The sequence below is a fragment of the Collinsella acetigenes genome (assembly GCF_012844445.1).
GTDB classification, from domain to species: Bacteria; Actinomycetota; Coriobacteriia; order Coriobacteriales; family Coriobacteriaceae; genus Collinsella; species Collinsella acetigenes.
The window spans coordinates 311,189-328,493 of record NZ_JABBCP010000001.1 but is presented as its reverse complement, the minus strand read 5'-3'; the positions used below and the strand labels follow the sequence as shown (position 1 = coordinate 328,493).

Here is a 17,305-nt window from a genome sequence, read left to right as displayed (position 1 = left end):
GCTTTGAATGGCCGATGGCGCCGAAAGCCCAATCCTATTGCAGCGTTTGCTCAATCTCGAAAAGGGCCTCCAGACGCTCGGTGGCCTCCTGCGGCGCCAGGTACGCGGTACCTAAACAAGGAGCCGAGCTGTAGCGTCCATGGAAATCACTGCCGCCGGTAACGAACAGGCCAAAACGCTCTGCCGCCTCAAAGGCGCGATCAACGTCATCGGGCGTATGCGAAGGATGATACGCCTCGATGCCCATAAGACCGCAGGCAATCAAATCGGGAATGGCAGACCACGAGTCTTTTTGACCCGGGTGGGCGAGCACCGGCACGCCGCCCTGCTCACGAATGGCGCGCACAACCTTTTTTACCTTGGGATACTCGATGGAACGCGCGGCGATACCGTCCTTTTTGAAGAACACATCCCAGCAGAACTGATAGTCGGGATCGTTTTTAGGGCGCCCCGTCAGCGCCTGCATGATATGCGTCTTGTAGACGCTCGTACTTTGGGCGGCAACCTCACAGACCTCATCGATGGAGAGATGCTTGCCCGAAAACTCAACGTTTGCCTGCTTGAGGCGCCAAGCCTGCCACAGGCTGTTCGCCGTGCGCAAGTACTGCGTTTGGGCAACGATGCGCTCAAGCGGACCCGAGCCGTCGGGTGTAGCCTCAAGACCATACGCCAGAATGTGGACCTTCTTGCCAGTCTTGGGGTTGATGGCCGAGACCTCGCACCCCGCAAGCACCGGAAAGTCGAGAGCACGCGCTCGATCGCGAATGAAGGATAGCTGAGATACGCTATCGTGATCGGTGATGGCAAGACGTGCCAATCCGCACGCACGTGCCTGCTCGATAAGCTCATCTACCGTATATTCGCCGTCTGAGAACGTCGAATGAGTATGCAGGTCCCATGAGCCCTCAAGGCAATGGTTATCTGCCTGCTGCGGCTCACGATACGGAATAGCCGCAATCGCGCCTGCGGTTCCCTTAAGCTCACAAGGCTTTTTCTTAGACATAGAACCCTCCCTCTCGTGATGGTTGAGGCAATCCTACACCGTCGTCGCGCGGGCAGACAATTCGATTGCCCGCGCATTATAAAAAGATGCCGATCCTACAGCCCCATCGTGAGCTTGACATGCGTATGCTTTATCTCCCGCGTCTCATAGAAGCGACGGTTTGTAAGCGCATTGGCAATCTTATGCCAGCAAACGGGATATCGTGCTAGGAGCCGAGATTAGACATCCGAGCGATCGGCAAACAGACGCTGGGCGTTATCCCACGCTGCTTGCGCGATAACCTGGGCAGATTCTCCCGTACGGTCGACGCGATCGTTAATAAGGGCACGGGCCGTAAGGCCGATCATCGCGGGCTCGCATTCAAGGCCGCGAATGGGCTCGGGTGCCATATAGGGGCAGTCGGTCTCAAAAAGCAGACAATCGAGAGGCGTTGCCGCAAAGGCCTCGCGAACCTCGGTATTGCGCTTGAACGTAGCCGCTCCACCATAGGCGATATAGCACCCCAGGTCGCAAAAGCGCTCCATCGTGGCACGGTCCTCGCCAAAGCAATGAAGCACGCATCCCGCCTGCGGTATGCCCACTTCGCGCAAGACGTGCTCGGCATCCACATGAGATGTACGCTGTGCGTCGGAAGCTTCGTGGCGCAGATGCAGCTCGACCGGCACGTTATGCGCACGGGCAAGGTCAAGCTGACGAGCCATGCAAGACATCTGCACGTCGTGGTCGCACGGCGACACATCGTCTTCGGCATCGAAGTGATAATCAAGGCCAATCTCGCCGATGCCCGCACAGAGAGGATCGGCAAGTGCCGCCTCGATGCGCGCATGGATATCGTCCGTATAATCGAGCGCACCATACGGGTGCACACCCGCCAGATATTTGAGAGCGGGAATCTCCCCTGCCGGTACGGCCTCGATAATCGAGGTGCGCAACCACTTCGAAAAAGCAGCAGGGTCCATCTTGTCGCCCACGGGGTCGATGAGCGTCACCAGGGCATCCACGCCGGCACGGCGGGCACGCCTCAAACACTCAAGCGGGTCCTTGTCCCAAAACGAGAGCAGATGCGCATGGGTGTCGTACAAAGGGGCCCAAGGATCGGGCGCCTCGACGGTCTTCTTCTTTTTGATGAATGTCGGCGGGTTGATGCTATCGAACACGTTCAAGCTCCTGGGCAAGCGCGATGAAATCGGGAGTCGCAAGCGTCTCCGCACGCGTCGTGGGCGCGATGCCGGCGGCGGCGAAGGCGGCATCGAGCACGTCTTTCTCAAACCCGTTTGCGCTCATGGAATTACGAATGGTCTTGCGGCGCTGGGCAAAGGCGGCATCGATCACGCGCACCACCTGTTCTTCGCCCAGACCATCGGGCAGTGCCATGTCCACGCGGTCGATACGCACCACGGCAGAATCGACATGCGGGGCAGGCATAAAGCAACGCGGCGGCACCTCAAAGCGCCCCGTCACCGTGCCATAGAGTCCGAGCTTTGCCGTATAGCCACCGTACGTCCTGTTGCCAGGAGCTGCGGCGATACGATCGGCAACCTCTTTTTGAACCATCACCACCGCGCGCTTGAGCGCAGGCATGGTTTGGAAGAACTGCAAGATAATCGTCGCGGCAACATTATAGGGCAGGTTTGCCACAAAGACCGTGGGCTCGCCTTCCGCTACCTGCGCGATCTGCTCCGGCGTCACTTTAAGGGCGTCGCCCATGATAAAGCGGAAATTATCGGTATCGTACTCGTGCGATGCCAACACCGGTTCCAGCTCGGAGTCGGCCTCAATAGAGACCACGCGCGATGCCTCCTGAGTAAGCGCTAAAGTGAGGGTGCCAATACCCGGCCCCACCTCGAGCACCAGCTCGCTTCCATCGAGCTCCGCAAGGTTGCAAATGCGCTCGATTACATGATTGTCGATCAAAAAGTTCTGACCCAGGCGATGCTTTGTCGCAAGGCCAAACTCTTCAAGGAGCTGGCGCGTGGCAGAAGCGCTTGCAAGCGGCGATTGCGTCATGAAACTATCCTCATTCTCGTCGGAGCGCAGGTATGGCGCGCGTGTTATTCGGAGTCCGCAGCTTCCTCACCATGAGGGGCAGAGGGACTCGCCTTCATGGCCTCGATAGTCTTTTCCATCAATTCGGAAAGATCCCAGCCCAGGCGCTCGGCACCTTGAGCAATAACCTCACGCGAGCAGCCGGCGGCGAACTTCTTGTCCTTGAACTTTTTCTTGAGCGATTTGACCGTCAGATCATCAACGCTCTTGGAGGGGCGCATCAGCACCGCGGCGCCAATCAGGCCGGTAAGCTCGTCGGCTGCAAACAAGACCTTTTCAAGATCGGACTCGGGTTCATAAGGCGTGCCCGTAAGACCCCATCCATGGCTGCAACAAGCGCGCACCACAGCCTCGTCGATACCCGCCTCGCGCATGAGCTGCTCTTCGCGCACACAATGCTCGTTGGGCCACATCTCAAAGTCCAGGTCGTGAAGCGTGCCCACGGTCTGCCACAGGTCGACATCCTCCGCGTGGCCCATATCCACGGCATACCAACGCAAGACCTCGCCCACAATGCGCCCATGCGCCAGGTGGAACGGGTCGGAGTTGTACTGCTTGAGCAGCTCATAGGCTTCTTGCGGCGAAGGAATCATATACATCTCCTACTTTTGGCATGTATCCCGCATGATTTTACTTCTCTTCATTTCTCTTCATGCAAGTACGCATAAAAAGCGCCCCCGATTGCTCGAGGGCGCGACACCGCGTTATAGCAAACGACTATGGCGTTTACTTGTCGGCCTGAAGACGCGGGAACAGCGGATCGCCCTTCTCTACGAGAGCACCACCGGCAAGACCGCCCCATGCGCAAGCGGCGCGAAGGTCGTCACATTGGGCCTCATCGGCGCAAGCGATACGACGCAAGGCCTCCGCGCTCGTCTGCGGCATAAACGGTGCCAGCAGGTGAGCGGCGATACGAATCGCCTCGAGGAGGTTGTAGATCACAAACGCCAGCTCGTCGTGCTTGGTCTCGTCCTTTGCCAAGCCCCAAGGCTCGGAATCCTCGATGTAGTGGTTGGCAGCATGGATGAGCTCCATCACGGCATCCTTGGCGCCCACGTAATCGACCTTGTCCATGCAGGCAGCGTAGCGATCGTAGAGGCCCTCGGCGATTTGCGCCAGCGGGTTTGCGAACGCGGCGGCATCGGCAGGACGCGCGGGGGCGCAGCCATCGAAGTACTTGGCGCTCATGTTGAGCGAACGGGAAATGAGGTTGCCCCAGCTGTTGGCAAGGTCGGCATTGTAGACCTGCTGTATACGATCAAAGCTGATGGCGCCATCCGTACCCGGAACGACATCGGTCATGAAGTAGTAGCGGTAACCCTCGACGCCGAGCATGTCGATGACCTCGCGCGGAGCGATGGCGTTGCCGCGGCTCTTGGACATCTTCTCGCCCTTGCCGGTCTCCTCGTTGCGCACCATGAGGAAGCCGTGAGCGAAAACGTGCTCGGGCAGGGACTCGCCGATAGCCATGAGCATGGCAGGCCAAATCACGCAATGGAAGCGGATGATGTCCTTGCCCACGATATGGAACTGGGCGGGCCAACGATAGGCAAACTCGGCCTTGGCCTCCGGCGTATCGACGCCGTAACCCACCGAGGTCATGTAGTTGAGCAGGGCGTCGAACCACACGTAGGTGACATGGCCCTCGTCAAAGGGGACGGGAATGCCCCAGTCAAAACTCGTGCGCGAGACGGAAAGATCGTTCAGTCCGCCCTCGACAAATGAGCGCACCTCGTTCATGCGGAAATCGGGCTGAACAAAATCGGGATGCTCATCGTAGAGCTTGAGCAGCTTGTCCTGGAACGCGGAAAGCTTGAAGAAGTAGGACTCCTCCTGCACGCGCTCGAGCGGACGATGGCAATCGGGGCACAGATGCTGGCCCTGGCTGCCGTACTCCTCGTCGCCCTTCTCAACCTGCGTCTCGGTGAAGTAGGTCTCATCGGGCACGCAGTACCAGCCGTCGTAGCTGCCCTTATACAGGTAGCCCGACTCTTTCATGCGCTCCCACAGGTACTGAACGGCGTCATGCTGACGCTTCTCGGTGGTACGGATAAAGTCGTCGTTTGAAATCTCGAGCTCACTCCACAGGTCCTTAAAGTGCGGAGCCTGGCTGTCGGTCCACTCCTGAGGAGTCATGCCGTGCTTCTCGGCAGCCTCGGCCACCTTCTCGCCATGCTCGTCCATGCCGGTGAGGAACTTGACGTTATAGCCGGCAGCGCGGCGATAGCGCGCCTGCACGTCGGCAAGGATCGTGGAGTAGGCCGTTCCCAGGTGTGGATCGGCGTTCACGTAGTAGATGGGCGTGGTGATGAAGAAGGAGGGCTTGTCTGCCATAGATGAACCTCTTTTACGAACGTGCGGCGGCGTATGGTGCCCCGCAGGCGAATGAGCCGCAGGTCATTGTAGCGCAAACTGCGACATATGCGCAGGTGCAGATGGTGCTGAACAAAAGCTCTAGCGCGCGGCGGCGTCGCGTTCTTCTTGCATGACGAGCACGCGCGCATACACTTCGCGCTTGCGCAGGGAGTACTTTTGCGACAGACGCTTGGCTATAGCAGAGGCGGGTTCGTCCGCCTCAAGGGCGCAAGCGATGTCTTCTGCCAAAAGTTCCTGCTGGTCGGGAGCATCCACCTGCACCGCAATGCCCGCCATCTCGTCGGAATCGGGAGGTGCCACGACAATGACCATCTCGCCGCGCATCTCGCCGCGCGCAAGAACCGTTTCCAACAACGCCGGGGCTTTGTCGCGCAAGACCTCTTCGTGCAGTTTGGTAAGCTCGCGGCAAAGCGCCACTCGGCGCTTGGGGAACACCTGGGCTATCGCCTGGAGCGAGGCGGCTGCACGATGGGGCGACTCGTAAAAAAGCAAGGCGCCGGGAACGCACGCGAGCTCGCTTAGACGACGCACGCGTTCTCCGTGTTTACGCGGCAAGAACCCCTCAAAGAAAAAATGCTCGCAGGAGATACCGCTCGCCACCAAGGCGGTCACGCAGGCAGAGGGGCCGGGAATCACCTGCACCTCGACGCCCGCATCGCGAGCAGCGTCAACGAGGACCTGGCCCGGATCGGAAACGCTCGGCATGCCCGCGTCGGAGGCAAACGCCAAAGTCTCGCCCGCCAGCAAGCGATCAACGAGTTCGGGAGCGCGCTGGACGATAACGTTCTCGTCGCAGCGAATAAGCGTCTTGGATATACCAAGATGCGCCAAAAGCTTGGACGTCACGCGAGTATCTTCGCAACAGATGGCGTCCGCGGCACGAAAGGCCTCTGCCACGCGCGGGCTCATATCGCCCAGGTTGCCGATGGGCGTGCCCACCATATACAGGCATCCGCTCATACGATGCGCTACCTCTTCTCTTTACCGTCAGTCGATCATCGCGCGCTCAAGCGGCGCAAGCGCCACACGAGCATCCCACGCGGGAATGCGCTTCTCGGTCTTCCATGCCTGGAAGTACCAGCCCCATGCGGTGTCGAAGCTCGCCAGCTGGCTCGATACGAACACGCGCTCGTAGGCAGCGCGGCCTTCGGGGGTCATGCTCGCGCTCGAAAGTACGGCGGCAGCCGACCACTCACCCACCAGAATGGGAAAACCAGTAGAAGCGGCTTCGCGCAAGAGCTTCCTGTTACGCGCAATCGCCTGCGATATGCCCTTGGGAGACGTGATATCGCAAGCCGATTCATCGCGATAGTGATACAAGTGGAGGTCCATCACGACGTTTTTGTACTTGCCGCCGCGCATAAAACCCTTCCATAGGTCCGGATGCCCCGAAGCAGAAAACACGATGGCCTTCTCTTCGGGCATATGCACGCGCATGAGCGCGTAGGCATCGCGATAGAAATTGCGCAGGTAGTGAGCGGGAATGCCATCCGTCACGGTAAAGATGTTCTTGCGAACGCTCACCACGGGCGAGTCCAGCAACTCGATTCCCAGCAAGGACGCGGCAGACCCATAGCGAGCGGCCAGCTTCTCGAGCGTAGTAAGCGCAACGTGACGCCCGTTTTTAGAGGAATGCCAGTCCGCCGTGCTCTCGGGGGTCGTAGGGCTCTCGTTGGAATCCCCTTGGCCGCCGGGCACCGTTGCCAAAGAAAGCAAAACGCTTAGCTCATATTTCTCGGCCCACTCAATCGCACGGTCCACATAGTCGATTGCGGGGATATTCGTGAACGCATCTTCCCGAGCACCAAAGACATGCCAGGGTACAGGAATGCGCACCGAATTGAAACCGATTGCGGCGATGCGGCGAAAATCATCTTCGGTGATAAAGGTCTCAAAGTGATGGCGCAGGCGCTCGCTATACACCGCCGGCCCCAACGCGCGTTGCAGCTCAAGCGCGTTGGCGGCGCCCGTCGCCGCAAAGAGCGAAGGCGAGACCCACGTCTCGGGGATAAACCAGCCGGAAAGGTTGACGCCGTGAATTCTCTCTGCCATACCGACCCCCTATCGAACGGAGCGATAAAAAAAGCGCCCGGCTCGATGCCGAACGCTTTTCAAAATTCGAAGGGTGGCCAGAGGGGGAGTCGAACCCTCGACACGCGGATTTTCAGTCCGCTGCTCTACCAACTGAGCTATCTGGCCACTATGTCTGTCGCGAACGACAGCTCGATTACTATACCAAATCGAAGAAAGGGGTCAAGCGGCAAAACCCAACTTTTTTTGAAAAATGCCTGTCTTGGGATTCTACAATCGCAAGACAGGCGCGAGTCTTCTACTCTTGACCTGGGAACTCTTTAGTCGATACGCGCTCGATTGCCAAACTCGCACCAGGACAAAAAATCAGACGCCCCGGCTTCACATCCCAGTAGACACGCAACATGGCACCCTTGCGATCCAGAAAGACAATATCGAGGTCCCGCTTCATGAACCACGTATGTACCGAAGAACAACAAGGGAAGACAATGGCAACCCCGTCGGCGCGCATGCCCGCCCGATAGACAGGAGCGAGCAGCCCCAAGAGACGCTCGAAAAAGGTCTGCGCCGTGACCACGCGCATGTTTTCCCAACCAAGGATGCGCAACACCGGGTCCACTTCCTGCAAAAGCCAATCGGTCTCCCCTCGCGTTCGGAGCAACCTCACAAGACCACCCCCGGCTTCCATGGGTCGATCACCACTGTTCGTTCATGCTTAAGCTGAAGAGGCGACCCCAACGCAACGCCCGCAATCGCGATGTTTTGCGGCCAGGGTTCGAAGGTCATCTCGCAGTGATACCGCTGCGGCGCAGCAACAAGCGAAAGCAGCTCCGTGCCCGACGTCTCATCTGCCTCGCTTGTCACCGCCACCCGCACCGTATAAGGGTCCATCGCCTCTTGCAATGCAGATTCCACCGTCGCGGTTTTACCCAAGGTGGCATCGCCTTGGGGAGACACCCCTTGTGCAAGCACGATATCTGGTGCCACGCGATCAAAGCGAGCTACCGCACAGGCAAACTGCATGAGGTTGTAGACGATAAGCGCCAAGATAATCATCACCGGCGCCACCACCGCCATCTCAACCGTCGCCTGCGCGCGCTTCTCCCCCAATATGCAAGCCATCATCTGTCGCCTCCCGCAACGCCCGCGATGTCACGCAAACGTATGGTGAGCGGAATCGACCCGCCACCGGGAAGGGGAATCTCCGCGATCGTAAACTCCTGCTGCGCGATGTACTCCCCCACCTGATAGCCCAAGGCCTGCATGAGCGCTCGCGGATCCGTTGAACTCAAGGGAATCGAACGCACCGCCTGCTGAACTTGAGCCACAGCAGGAATATCGGCCTTTTCAATCACTTTGGCAGAATCGACAAGCACCGGCTTCCGAAGGCTCAAGTCCACCGGTTCCAAGCCCAATGCGCGGACGGCATCGGTCAGGCGGCCTTTGAGCCAAGAGCCAACCGGGCCAAGGCCCATCCCATCGAGCTTCGAGGTCAGTCCGTCAAACGCCGAATTCAGCCCCGAGGCCATATCGTCATATGAAACAAGCAGGCTTCCCCACAAGTCCATGACGCTCCCCACAAGGCCCATCGGCCCTTGATCCGAACTTCGTTCTTCCACTGTGGAGAAGAACTGAGAGAGCACATTGTTCTCCCGCGTTGCCGGGTCCTTTGCTAGCGCAGAGGCGGAGACGGCAGCGCGCGATCCCAACGAGGGGCTTGCCGCAAACGACGTATCAAGCGCATCGGGCGCCTCGATCTCGCCACAGGTGACCGCCGCCACACAGCCAAATCGACCGGGCGGCGCAATGCGCGGACGTTTGGACGAAAGCGCCGTGAGCGCCTCCTCGAACGATTCTCCTGCCTCCTCTGCCTGGGTTTGAGCCTTTTGCTCCAATTCGAGCTCCCGATTGCGACAGTCAATATATTCGTTAAGTGCAAGGGTGTACTCACGCAGATGGTATTCATATCCGTTGTCGATAGAGGTCGAAGCCGCAGGGGTCTTCCCCATATCGCTCGTGTCAAAATGGCATACTGCGCACGTGCGCGCCTGGCCACCATCCGCCACCGATAGCGAAATAACGGGGCCCGCTGCCCCTGTCGCACCAGGGCAGTCGACACCATAATGGATTGTTTGCCCCTCGGGCTCATACGTTGTGGGCCACAAAGCCTGGGTATAAAGGGCCGTCTGCTTGATCTCCTGCTTGTTGCGGGGCAGCAATGGAACCGTGGAGACCACACTCCCGTCATACTCAACAACCTGAGCAGGCTCAAACGCATCGAGCGCATATCGGTAAAACGCACTTCTCGCCGCGGAATCGACCGCTGCCTCGACGCTCGTGCCGTCGGGCTTCTCGTGATCCAAGCGCCACTGGTAATAAGCCTTCGTGCGCGCGATGCCAACCTCTGGGCTCCAGGCCACGCTCGAGGCGTAATCCGGGTTCTGCTGGGGCGAAAGACCCGTCAAGCTTGACGCGCGCTCCTGCATGTTATGGCCCTCGCGGCCGCAGTCGGCAATCCAGGCCCGCTTCCTTGCCTGCGCCGTCTCGCGCGACGCTTCCTCGAGCTCGCTCGCGGTTTTGTCCAGATCCGACGCCGCCTCGCTCAATGCCTCGAGATTGACACCCTCACCTTCAAGCGCGGGAAACTCGGATGCCGAGGCAAAGGGCACCGCAAGCGCTGTACCGGTATACGCCATTGCATCCGTTTTGCTCTCCGCGCACAGGCGCGTTGCATTTGCCGCAACAAGATACGGCAGCGACACCTCGAGCGTCTTTAACCCTTTGGAAGCAGAACGCGCGAAGTCGTTTCTCATGTCCAAAATGCGCAGCCCGGCATCAATCGCCTTCACTCCCTGAGAGCGAGCGCCCGGTACGAGCAGCGCGACAAGTCCCGTTCCCGTTATCGCAAGGCCGGCAAAACCCAGACTTGCAATACTCGCATCGACAACCGTTGCCGCCGTGTGATAGGACGACACGACGTTTGACCCCGCAAGCGCCGCCCCATCGGCAACTGCTTGCACATCCGCGCTGCGAGATAGACTCCATACCGCCGAGACGGCCGAGAAAAGCAGAGCGAGCACGACGAGCATCGCCACTGCAGATGCCACTGTCGTATAGGCGCCCTCCTCCGTGATGAACAGGTCGATTGCACACAAACCGCTTTGCGAATCGGCATCTGCCCGCTCCTCACGCTCCCCATGAGGAAATCCACGTTTCGTAATCACCCTCCAGCCATTCTGGGCGCGATGCATACAGCACCTCCACTTCAATCGCCACGTTTCCTTGGGACTCACCGGCTGCAAACGCACTTACAAATGCACCAAGAATCGGCAGGGGTTTGGCAACGCCGCGAATCTTCACGCGCGAGACCCCTTCGCCATTTGCATGCCCAAACTCGATATCCCACGAAAGGGGCCCTCCCTCGTGAAAGATGGATACGTTGGGCACGGCCTGAAGCCTGCGGAGCACAAACGCGCGGCACGCCTCGTCGGCGTCTTCTCCCGACGTAGTCATGATTCGCGCTGCACTCGAAGCCGCCGATTCCATAACCGCTCGCGTATATAGCAGGCATACCGGTTGGATCATCAGCAGCAAAAGAATGAGAAACGAGGGCAGCAGCAATGCGGCCTCCACCGTCGCCTGAGCGGAGCACTCGCGTACCGGCTCAATACAAGGAGATGTCGATAAGCCCTCCCGCGTCAAGGCCGTGCGATGCCGCCGCCTCCACCAACGTTGCCAAGGTTCCATCCTGCCCCGCACGCCACAGTAGCCCCAGCGCCAAGACGATTGCCAAAAGTGCGAACACCGTAAGCGCATATTCCAGCGTCGCTTGCGCCGATGTCTCGCAAAGCACCTTCTTACAGCGCTTCGCTTCGCATGATGACCGCGCCATTTCATCCATATGCACCTCACCCCACGTTCTCGGCAGACAGGCGCACGATACGCAGCGTACTGGCGGCACCGTCCTCGGTGCTTGTGACATAGATGATGTCGACCCATGTACGAGACATAACGATGCCGCCCCATACATTTCCCTTGATGTCCATGTAGCCGCTGCACATAAGCTTGCCTGCGCCCTGTGCCCGATACGCTTCGAGCGCAGCTGCCGCACTTTGCGGCACGTCAGACTCTTCCCGCCAGATCACCGCACGCGATTGCCCTTCGGCCTCAACCGATCCCTGTGCCTGCAAATCATCGAGAAACGTCGCGCGTGAGCTTTCTTTTGTCTGGACGTTTTGAATTTCTCGCACCGCCTGCTGCTCTTCTTCGGAAAGCTCGACACCGGCAGACGATGGCTTCTTATCTTGTCTTTGCGCAATCAAAAGAAGTGACACCGAAACCAGCGCCAACGCAAGCGCGATCCACAAAATGCGACGGGAAGATGACCTCATGATCTACAGACTGTTAATTCCCGATGCGATTGCATCCCACAGTTCGGTCACCTTACCGCGAAACGCAACGATGGCCAAAATGGCAATCACCACCAATACGCCAACAAGAATGGCGTACTCCGTCGTCCCCTGCGCGCTCTGCTCGTTTGCAACGATACGAACCATACTCGCAGCCTTCTGTACCAAGAAATACAGTCTTTGCTTCGCGCCCTCAAACCAATGCCCCATCTCTTTCCTCCTTAGATCATTCCGCTCGCAGCAAGCAGCGGACCCAATATAGACAGCAACAAAGCAGGCAATATCAGCGTCCCCGTGGGCACAAGCAGCTTGACGGGAGCGCGCTCGATCTGGCGCTCGACATCTGCCCTATGGGCGCTTCGCATCTCGATTCCCTGGCGAGCGAGCGTATCGGCAAGAGGGGCACCGAGCACATGCGCCTGTCCAACCGCCGCGGCAAACGATTCGAGCTGACGCACATGCGTCACCCGGGCGACCTCGGCAAGGGCATCCTCGCGCGAAGCCATACCCGTCTGCCAGCACATGCGGGCACGACCCAGCGAGCGCGAAAGCAGACCCGTCTTGTTCGCGCAGTACATCTCGAGCGCAGCATCAAAAGAAAGCCCCGCCAACAAACCCAGGCGCACGATATCTGTCATCTCGGACACATCCGAGAGCGAGGTTTTTTCGCTCTTCGCACCACTTTTCATAGACGCCGCGCGCTTCCCGCGCGCAATGGCCCTCGAGCGCAAAGCCAGCAACCACCGCCGAACATCAGACGGCATAAGGCCACCTGCCGCCCAAACGCATGCGCCCCATGCGCTACCCACAAGCAGCAACATCGCAGCATCCACCGACACGATGCCTACACCTCCACATGCATGATCTTTCGAATAGTCACCCAAGCACCGGCGTTGAGCGTCAACGCCACAGCGATCGACATTGCCCCCACGGTCGTTGCAAGACCTGCCCTAAAATCCGTCGACAGCAGTGTCAAAAACGCGACCATCGCCGCTGGCATCCCCGCAACAAGCCGGGCAGACATGCGCGCCTGCGACGTCTTTACATCCAGCATGCGCTTGAGCTCCAGTCGCTCATGACACAGCTGGGCCGCTTCGCGCAGCAACTCCCCCAAAGGGGCTCCCGTGCGTTTGGATACCTTGAGAGCCAAAACAACAAGCTCGAGGCCAGGGGCATCGAGGCGTTCGAGCATGGCATCGAGCGCCTCAGTTGCGGGCACACCGCAGTCCACTGCAAACGAGACGCGCATAAACTCCGTCCGAATAGGTTCCGCCGAACGCGCCCCGACAAATCGCATCGCCTGTGGAAGCGAATAGCCCGAAGCAAGCGAGATAGCAAGGGAGCCAAAAGCCTCTGGCATGGCAACTTCAAGTCTTCTTGCGCGATCGCGCAAACGACGAGAGCGCACCAAGCACAGAACAACCGGGGGTACAATCGCAAACAGCACGCCCCATGGCGACCACGCCAAGAGAAGACCGAGCACCCCAGCTGCAAAGACAACCAGCACAAAAGCGCCCAGGCGCTCGGTAAACGAATACAGTGCAAAGGGACGCTTGCCGCGCCATGAGAGTTCCTCAATCTCGTTCACCGCCCCTTCCACCCCCGGGAGCAACCTCAGCCGTCGCGCAAAACCAAACGACCCCAAAGACCGGCACCACGCACGTAACGAAGACGGCTTCGATCCCCATGCAAGAGCAGGCTTACCGGCAGTTGTCCCAAGCGCTATCCAAACGCTTAGGCATACGAGGGCTCCGCTTCCCGCGGACACAAGGATCTCCATCGCTCGACCTCCTCCCGAGCAATCGCGCCAGAGCGCACTCCCTCTGCAATAAACGGCGGCTCTCGCAAGAGCAACCAGGTTGTTGTCGCCGGATCAAACGAGACATACTCCTCCAACTGCACGCCGCCTTCCGGGGCGCGTGTCACGCCCGTAAACGACGACACGAAGCGCCGTCCATCCGGTATGCGCTGCGACATAACGATTCCGTCAAGCGCCATGGCAATCTGCTCCTCAATCAGATCACCCGGAAGATCGATGCCATAACGAGAAAGCAGCGTTAGGCGCACAATCACCTCGCGCGCCGTACCCGCATGCAATGTGGTGAGCGAGCCATCGTGGCCCGTATTCATGGCCTGCAGCATGTCAATGCACTCTTCGCCGCGCACCTCACCCACCACGATACGATCGGGGCGCATACGCAGCGCGTTTGCCACCAGCTGCCTGATGCTCACCTCGCCTTTGCCCTCTATCGACTCCGTGCGAGCCTCCAGGCGCACTACATGGGGATGACGCGCAAATTTAAGCTCCGCAGAATCCTCGATGGTCACGATGCGCTCACCCAAATCAATTTCGCAGGAAAGGGCATTGAGCAGCGTGGTCTTACCCGATCCCGTGCCGCCGGCAACCGCCAAATCTTGTCGCAACGAAACCGCGCAAGAAAGCAGCTGCGCATACCACGAAGGCAAAGAGCCCAATTCCACCAGCTCGCCCAAAGAGGTGATCCGGTCAGAAAACTTCCTAATCGTGAGCACCGGCCCGTCAATTGCAATGGGCGGAATCACTGCATTCACGCGATACCCGCTTGGGAGGCGAGCGTTCACGATAGGACTCCGCTCATCGATACGGCGACCCAATGGCGAGATAATCCGGTCGATGATCACGCGAATTTGCTCATCGTCTGCAAATACGTCGTGCATCGGATAGAGCTTTCCCGCGCGTTCGAAAAAGATCGCATCGCACCCGTTGACCATGATCTCGCTCACGCTGTCATCATCTAGCAACTCTTGCAAGGGGCCGAGTCCCACCACGTCATCGAGAATCTCACGGACAATCCGCGTTTGCTCCTGTGCCGTCAACGAGACCGTCTCTCGCGCGTTGAGCACGGCTTCGATTGCCGGGCGCAACTCCTCGCGCGAGCGTTCCGACGAAACAGCCGCAGCCATTCGCGACACCTCGTCATAGCCCACGCGCTCCAGCATCTCTTGCTTTACGCTTCGTTTTAGCTCCGCATAACGCAAGGGCATGGGCGAAGATGCGCTCGGAATCGACTCGGCACGTCGAACGCGCTCCAACACGCTCATGACTTTTCACCCCGCTGTTTTTTGCGCAAAAAGCGTCGGCGCCCGCGCCCGTTTGCCTGCTGGGTTCGCGCCTGGTAAGCCTGCTCCCATGCTCCAATGTCGCAACCGAGCTCCTTTGCCACACAACGCACAAGCTCTGTCACATCACGAGAAAAGGCCGACTCCTGTGCTACAAATTCCCCCAAGCGACCAAACGCCTGCATTTGCTCCAGGGCATCGCCGCCTTCGGATACGCGCATGCGAGAACGCAACGAGATCGCCATTTCAAAGCGAAGCGCTTGCTCCTCCTGATTGCCCGCGCGTCCAAACCGATTGAACACCGACGTCATCTTTGTTTTTGCCACGCCGATTCGGCTTGCCAGCTCAATCGCACGAACCGCCGAAGACGCGCACCCTGCCTGTCCAACGACAATGCAGCGATCGCATTGCGCGACAGCACAGGCAACGCCATCACCCCAAAACGTCGAAGTATCGGCAAAGATAATGTCCGCTTCTTGTCGCAAAAGCCCAATCAGCCGCTCCACAGGACCCGAAAGCAATTCGGCACGCTCGGGCAAAAGCGCCGGCCCCCACAAGGTCACCCCTGGAGCCACGCGCATGGCTGTTGCCTCAGCGCCAGCCTCAATCCCCTTAAAATCGGGGTCTTCCACAGCAAGAGATGCCAGGTCATTTGGCTCATCGACTCCCACCATGTCGTACATATTTCCAAACATCAGGTCCAAATCGAGCACCGCGGCGCGCAATCCCATCGACGCCGCAGCAAACGCCATTGCAGCGGTCAACGTGGTCTTGCCCACTCCGCCCCTTCCGGATATGACCGTGACAAGCGGCGCCCCGCCAGAAGAGATGGAGACAGGGGCTGCAATCTTCTCCTCGAGAACCGTGCCCATGTGCGCGGAAGACACCGCTTCCCGCTCGCAAGCTTGCTTGCCATCCACCGAATCAGGCTCCGTTGCCCCCTCTTCAGGCAGTTCATCTCCCACAGTCATCTTTGCAAAGGCAGGCACCGCCATCGGCGTCGCCACGCTGTGCGAATTCTCGTCGACCTCACGCACATGGGACGCCATGCCCCCGCTTTCGGGAAACGGCCCCGTCACACCATGCGGCTCGACCCATGGCGGTTCCTCCAGATCAGCCGCAAAACGGTCGATCTGCCATTCGGGCACATCCCCAAGTTCATCCGCCTCCGCCGGGTGCACTTCTACTTCTTCATGAGTTCCAGCAGGGGACGCGGCCACCCCTGCGTCTTTGGGACAATCCTTCGTCTCTGCCCTTGATATAGGTGAATCACATGCCGCGCCCTCTGCTGCAATCACCTCCGTAGCGCCCGCGGCAAACAGGTGCGCCGCCGCTTCTACATCCTTGCGCGCAACAAGAACCACAATCGGAGCGCTCCAGCCCGCGCCGACAAGCTCGCGCACAACGCGCTGCGCCGTCGCCGGCTCGTCAAACGAGACAGCCGCCCCCACCGCCACCTGCGATAGCACCCGAGCAACGTCGGATATGCCCTGTTCGCACCCCATGCGCATCAGCCGCGCGCGAGGACACCGGCGTTCGACTTCCTCCGTCAGTTCGCGCACATTGGATCTCGCGGCGCACAGCAGCCACACCGAACTCATGACGTGCCTCCTTTTTCTGAAGCGGCCCCCGAAGAGAAAGCACCGCCTGTTGCAATCGTCACCATCCCTTGAGAGGTCACCGCCAAAAGCTCCGGCACCCGCTCAGGCTCTACCCCAAGCGTTACCCAGCTCAACGCAGCGCCCCCAAGACGCTCCGAACTCGTATCGAGCACCTGCGCCGAAAGCAACAGGTCTGCCACGGAGTCGCGCGAAGCATAGACATCCACGCGATCCCCCGCTTTGATCGCCCCGCCCAGGGCATGCTCCTCATCACTTGCAACCGACACCGCAACCATTCCGTCTGGAACCTCCAATGAGCCCACCGGTTTCTCGATAAAGTACGCAGCGCTTACCACAGCACGCTTGGGTATGCGCGAGGTCGCCGTCTTTCCGGAGACCTCCTCCATCGACGTAAATGCATCCGAGGGCAGCAGACTCGAAACCCAATCCTCAACGGCAACGCTCCCGTCATCGATTCGCTCGCCCGGCTCGATATCACGGGTGGCAACACAAACCCGAGTCACGTCTCCCCCGTACGATTCGATCGTCTCGCGCTGCCTCACCTGGGCCTCTTCACGCACCGAAGTCACATACCAGCAGGTCAACACAGCAGCAAGCAAGCCCATAGCAACGCTTACGACAACACGCGCCTTCTTTCTCATCGCCACCCCCAAATGCTTGCAGCAAAGACCCGTGTCTTTGCTATCTCGATTGTGCTCAGGAACCTGGCATGCGCCGTA

The 17,305-nt window shown here is 59.2% G+C and carries 19 protein-coding genes and 1 tRNA gene; all 20 read right to left on the bottom strand.

Annotation, left to right across the window (positions count from 1 at the left end):
- Positions 1–34: 34 nt before the first annotated feature.
- The 20 genes from HF320_RS01435 to cpaB all read right to left on the bottom strand — a co-directional run bounded on the left by HF320_RS01435 (position 35) and on the right by cpaB (position 17,227).
- Positions 35–1,003, bottom strand: coding sequence for a PHP domain-containing protein (locus tag HF320_RS01435; RefSeq protein ID WP_169276744.1), 969 nt, complete (start codon positions 1,001–1,003; stop codon positions 35–37).
- 218 nt (positions 1,004–1,221) lie between these two features.
- Entirely contained in the window at positions 1,222–2,160 is a 939-nt protein-coding gene (locus tag HF320_RS01430) for a TatD family hydrolase (RefSeq protein WP_349290682.1), read from the bottom strand.
- Positions 2,150–3,010 carry a 16S rRNA (adenine(1518)-N(6)/adenine(1519)-N(6))-dimethyltransferase RsmA gene (gene rsmA, locus HF320_RS01425; protein ID WP_169276742.1) on the bottom strand — a complete coding sequence of 287 codons (861 nt, stop codon included), beginning with the start codon at positions 3,008–3,010 and terminating at the stop codon, positions 2,150–2,152. The genes HF320_RS01430 and rsmA overlap by 11 nt, the downstream gene beginning before the upstream one ends.
- A 44-nt stretch (positions 3,011–3,054) precedes the next feature.
- Positions 3,055–3,642: a hydrolase gene (locus HF320_RS01420; protein WP_169276741.1), complete on the bottom strand. Its 588-nt coding sequence runs from the start codon at positions 3,640–3,642 to the stop codon at positions 3,055–3,057.
- A 133-nt stretch (positions 3,643–3,775) separates the two neighbouring features.
- A complete protein-coding gene (gene metG, locus HF320_RS01415; protein ID WP_169276740.1) occupies positions 3,776–5,383 on the bottom strand; it encodes a methionine--tRNA ligase in 1,608 nt (535 codons plus the stop codon).
- Positions 5,384–5,503: 120 nt separating this feature from the next.
- Positions 5,504–6,385: a 16S rRNA (cytidine(1402)-2'-O)-methyltransferase gene (gene rsmI, locus HF320_RS01410; RefSeq protein ID WP_169276739.1), complete on the bottom strand. Its 882-nt coding sequence runs from the start codon at positions 6,383–6,385 to the stop codon at positions 5,504–5,506.
- Between the two features lie 27 nt (positions 6,386–6,412).
- Positions 6,413–7,477: a glycoside hydrolase family 5 protein gene (locus tag HF320_RS01405; protein WP_169276738.1), complete on the bottom strand. Its 1,065-nt coding sequence runs from the start codon at positions 7,475–7,477 to the stop codon at positions 6,413–6,415.
- Positions 7,478–7,551: 74 nt separating this feature from the next.
- Positions 7,552–7,624, bottom strand: a tRNA-Phe gene (locus tag HF320_RS01400).
- Positions 7,625–7,754: 130 nt separating this feature from the next.
- Complete coding sequence (locus HF320_RS01395; protein ID WP_169276737.1) at positions 7,755–8,123, bottom strand: DUF192 domain-containing protein; 369 nt, start codon at positions 8,121–8,123, stop codon at positions 7,755–7,757.
- Positions 8,120–8,581, bottom strand: coding sequence for a hypothetical protein (locus tag HF320_RS01390; RefSeq protein ID WP_248276547.1), 462 nt, complete (start codon positions 8,579–8,581; stop codon positions 8,120–8,122). Before HF320_RS01390 ends, HF320_RS01395 begins: the two co-directional genes overlap by 4 nt.
- Entirely contained in the window at positions 8,578–10,680 is a 2,103-nt protein-coding gene (locus tag HF320_RS01385) for a hypothetical protein (RefSeq protein ID WP_349290681.1), read from the bottom strand. The genes HF320_RS01390 and HF320_RS01385 overlap by 4 nt, the downstream gene beginning before the upstream one ends.
- Positions 10,643–11,089 (bottom strand): TadE/TadG family type IV pilus assembly protein, encoded by a 447-nt coding sequence (locus HF320_RS01380; RefSeq protein WP_349290680.1) that lies wholly within the window; start codon positions 11,087–11,089, stop codon positions 10,643–10,645. Before HF320_RS01380 ends, HF320_RS01385 begins: the two co-directional genes overlap by 38 nt.
- A 31-nt stretch (positions 11,090–11,120) precedes the next feature.
- The gene (locus HF320_RS01375) at positions 11,121–11,357 is read right to left on the bottom strand and encodes a hypothetical protein (RefSeq protein ID WP_169276538.1); all 237 of its coding nucleotides are present in this window, start codon (positions 11,355–11,357) and stop codon (positions 11,121–11,123) included.
- A gap of 7 nt (positions 11,358–11,364) precedes the next feature.
- Complete coding sequence (locus tag HF320_RS01370) at positions 11,365–11,847, bottom strand: hypothetical protein (protein WP_169276736.1); 483 nt, start codon at positions 11,845–11,847, stop codon at positions 11,365–11,367.
- A 3-nt stretch (positions 11,848–11,850) separates the two neighbouring features.
- On the bottom strand, positions 11,851–12,012 hold the full coding sequence (locus HF320_RS01365) for a hypothetical protein (protein WP_169276735.1): 162 nt from the start codon (positions 12,010–12,012) through the stop codon (positions 11,851–11,853).
- A gap of 74 nt (positions 12,013–12,086) precedes the next feature.
- Complete coding sequence (locus HF320_RS01360) at positions 12,087–12,503, bottom strand: type II secretion system F family protein (RefSeq protein ID WP_248276546.1); 417 nt, start codon at positions 12,501–12,503, stop codon at positions 12,087–12,089.
- A 206-nt stretch (positions 12,504–12,709) separates the two neighbouring features.
- Positions 12,710–13,453 carry a type II secretion system F family protein gene (locus tag HF320_RS01355; protein ID WP_349290679.1) on the bottom strand — a complete coding sequence of 248 codons (744 nt, stop codon included), beginning with the start codon at positions 13,451–13,453 and terminating at the stop codon, positions 12,710–12,712.
- A gap of 146 nt (positions 13,454–13,599) precedes the next feature.
- A complete protein-coding gene (locus tag HF320_RS01350) occupies positions 13,600–14,946 on the bottom strand; it encodes a TadA family conjugal transfer-associated ATPase (protein WP_169276733.1) in 1,347 nt (448 codons plus the stop codon).
- Positions 14,943–16,565, bottom strand: coding sequence for a CpaE/TadZ family protein (locus HF320_RS01345; protein ID WP_169276732.1), 1,623 nt, complete (start codon positions 16,563–16,565; stop codon positions 14,943–14,945). The genes HF320_RS01350 and HF320_RS01345 overlap by 4 nt, the downstream gene beginning before the upstream one ends.
- Positions 16,562–17,227, bottom strand: coding sequence for a Flp pilus assembly protein CpaB (gene cpaB / locus HF320_RS01340; RefSeq protein ID WP_169276731.1), 666 nt, complete (start codon positions 17,225–17,227; stop codon positions 16,562–16,564). Before cpaB ends, HF320_RS01345 begins: the two co-directional genes overlap by 4 nt.
- Positions 17,228–17,305: the final 78 nt, after the last annotated feature.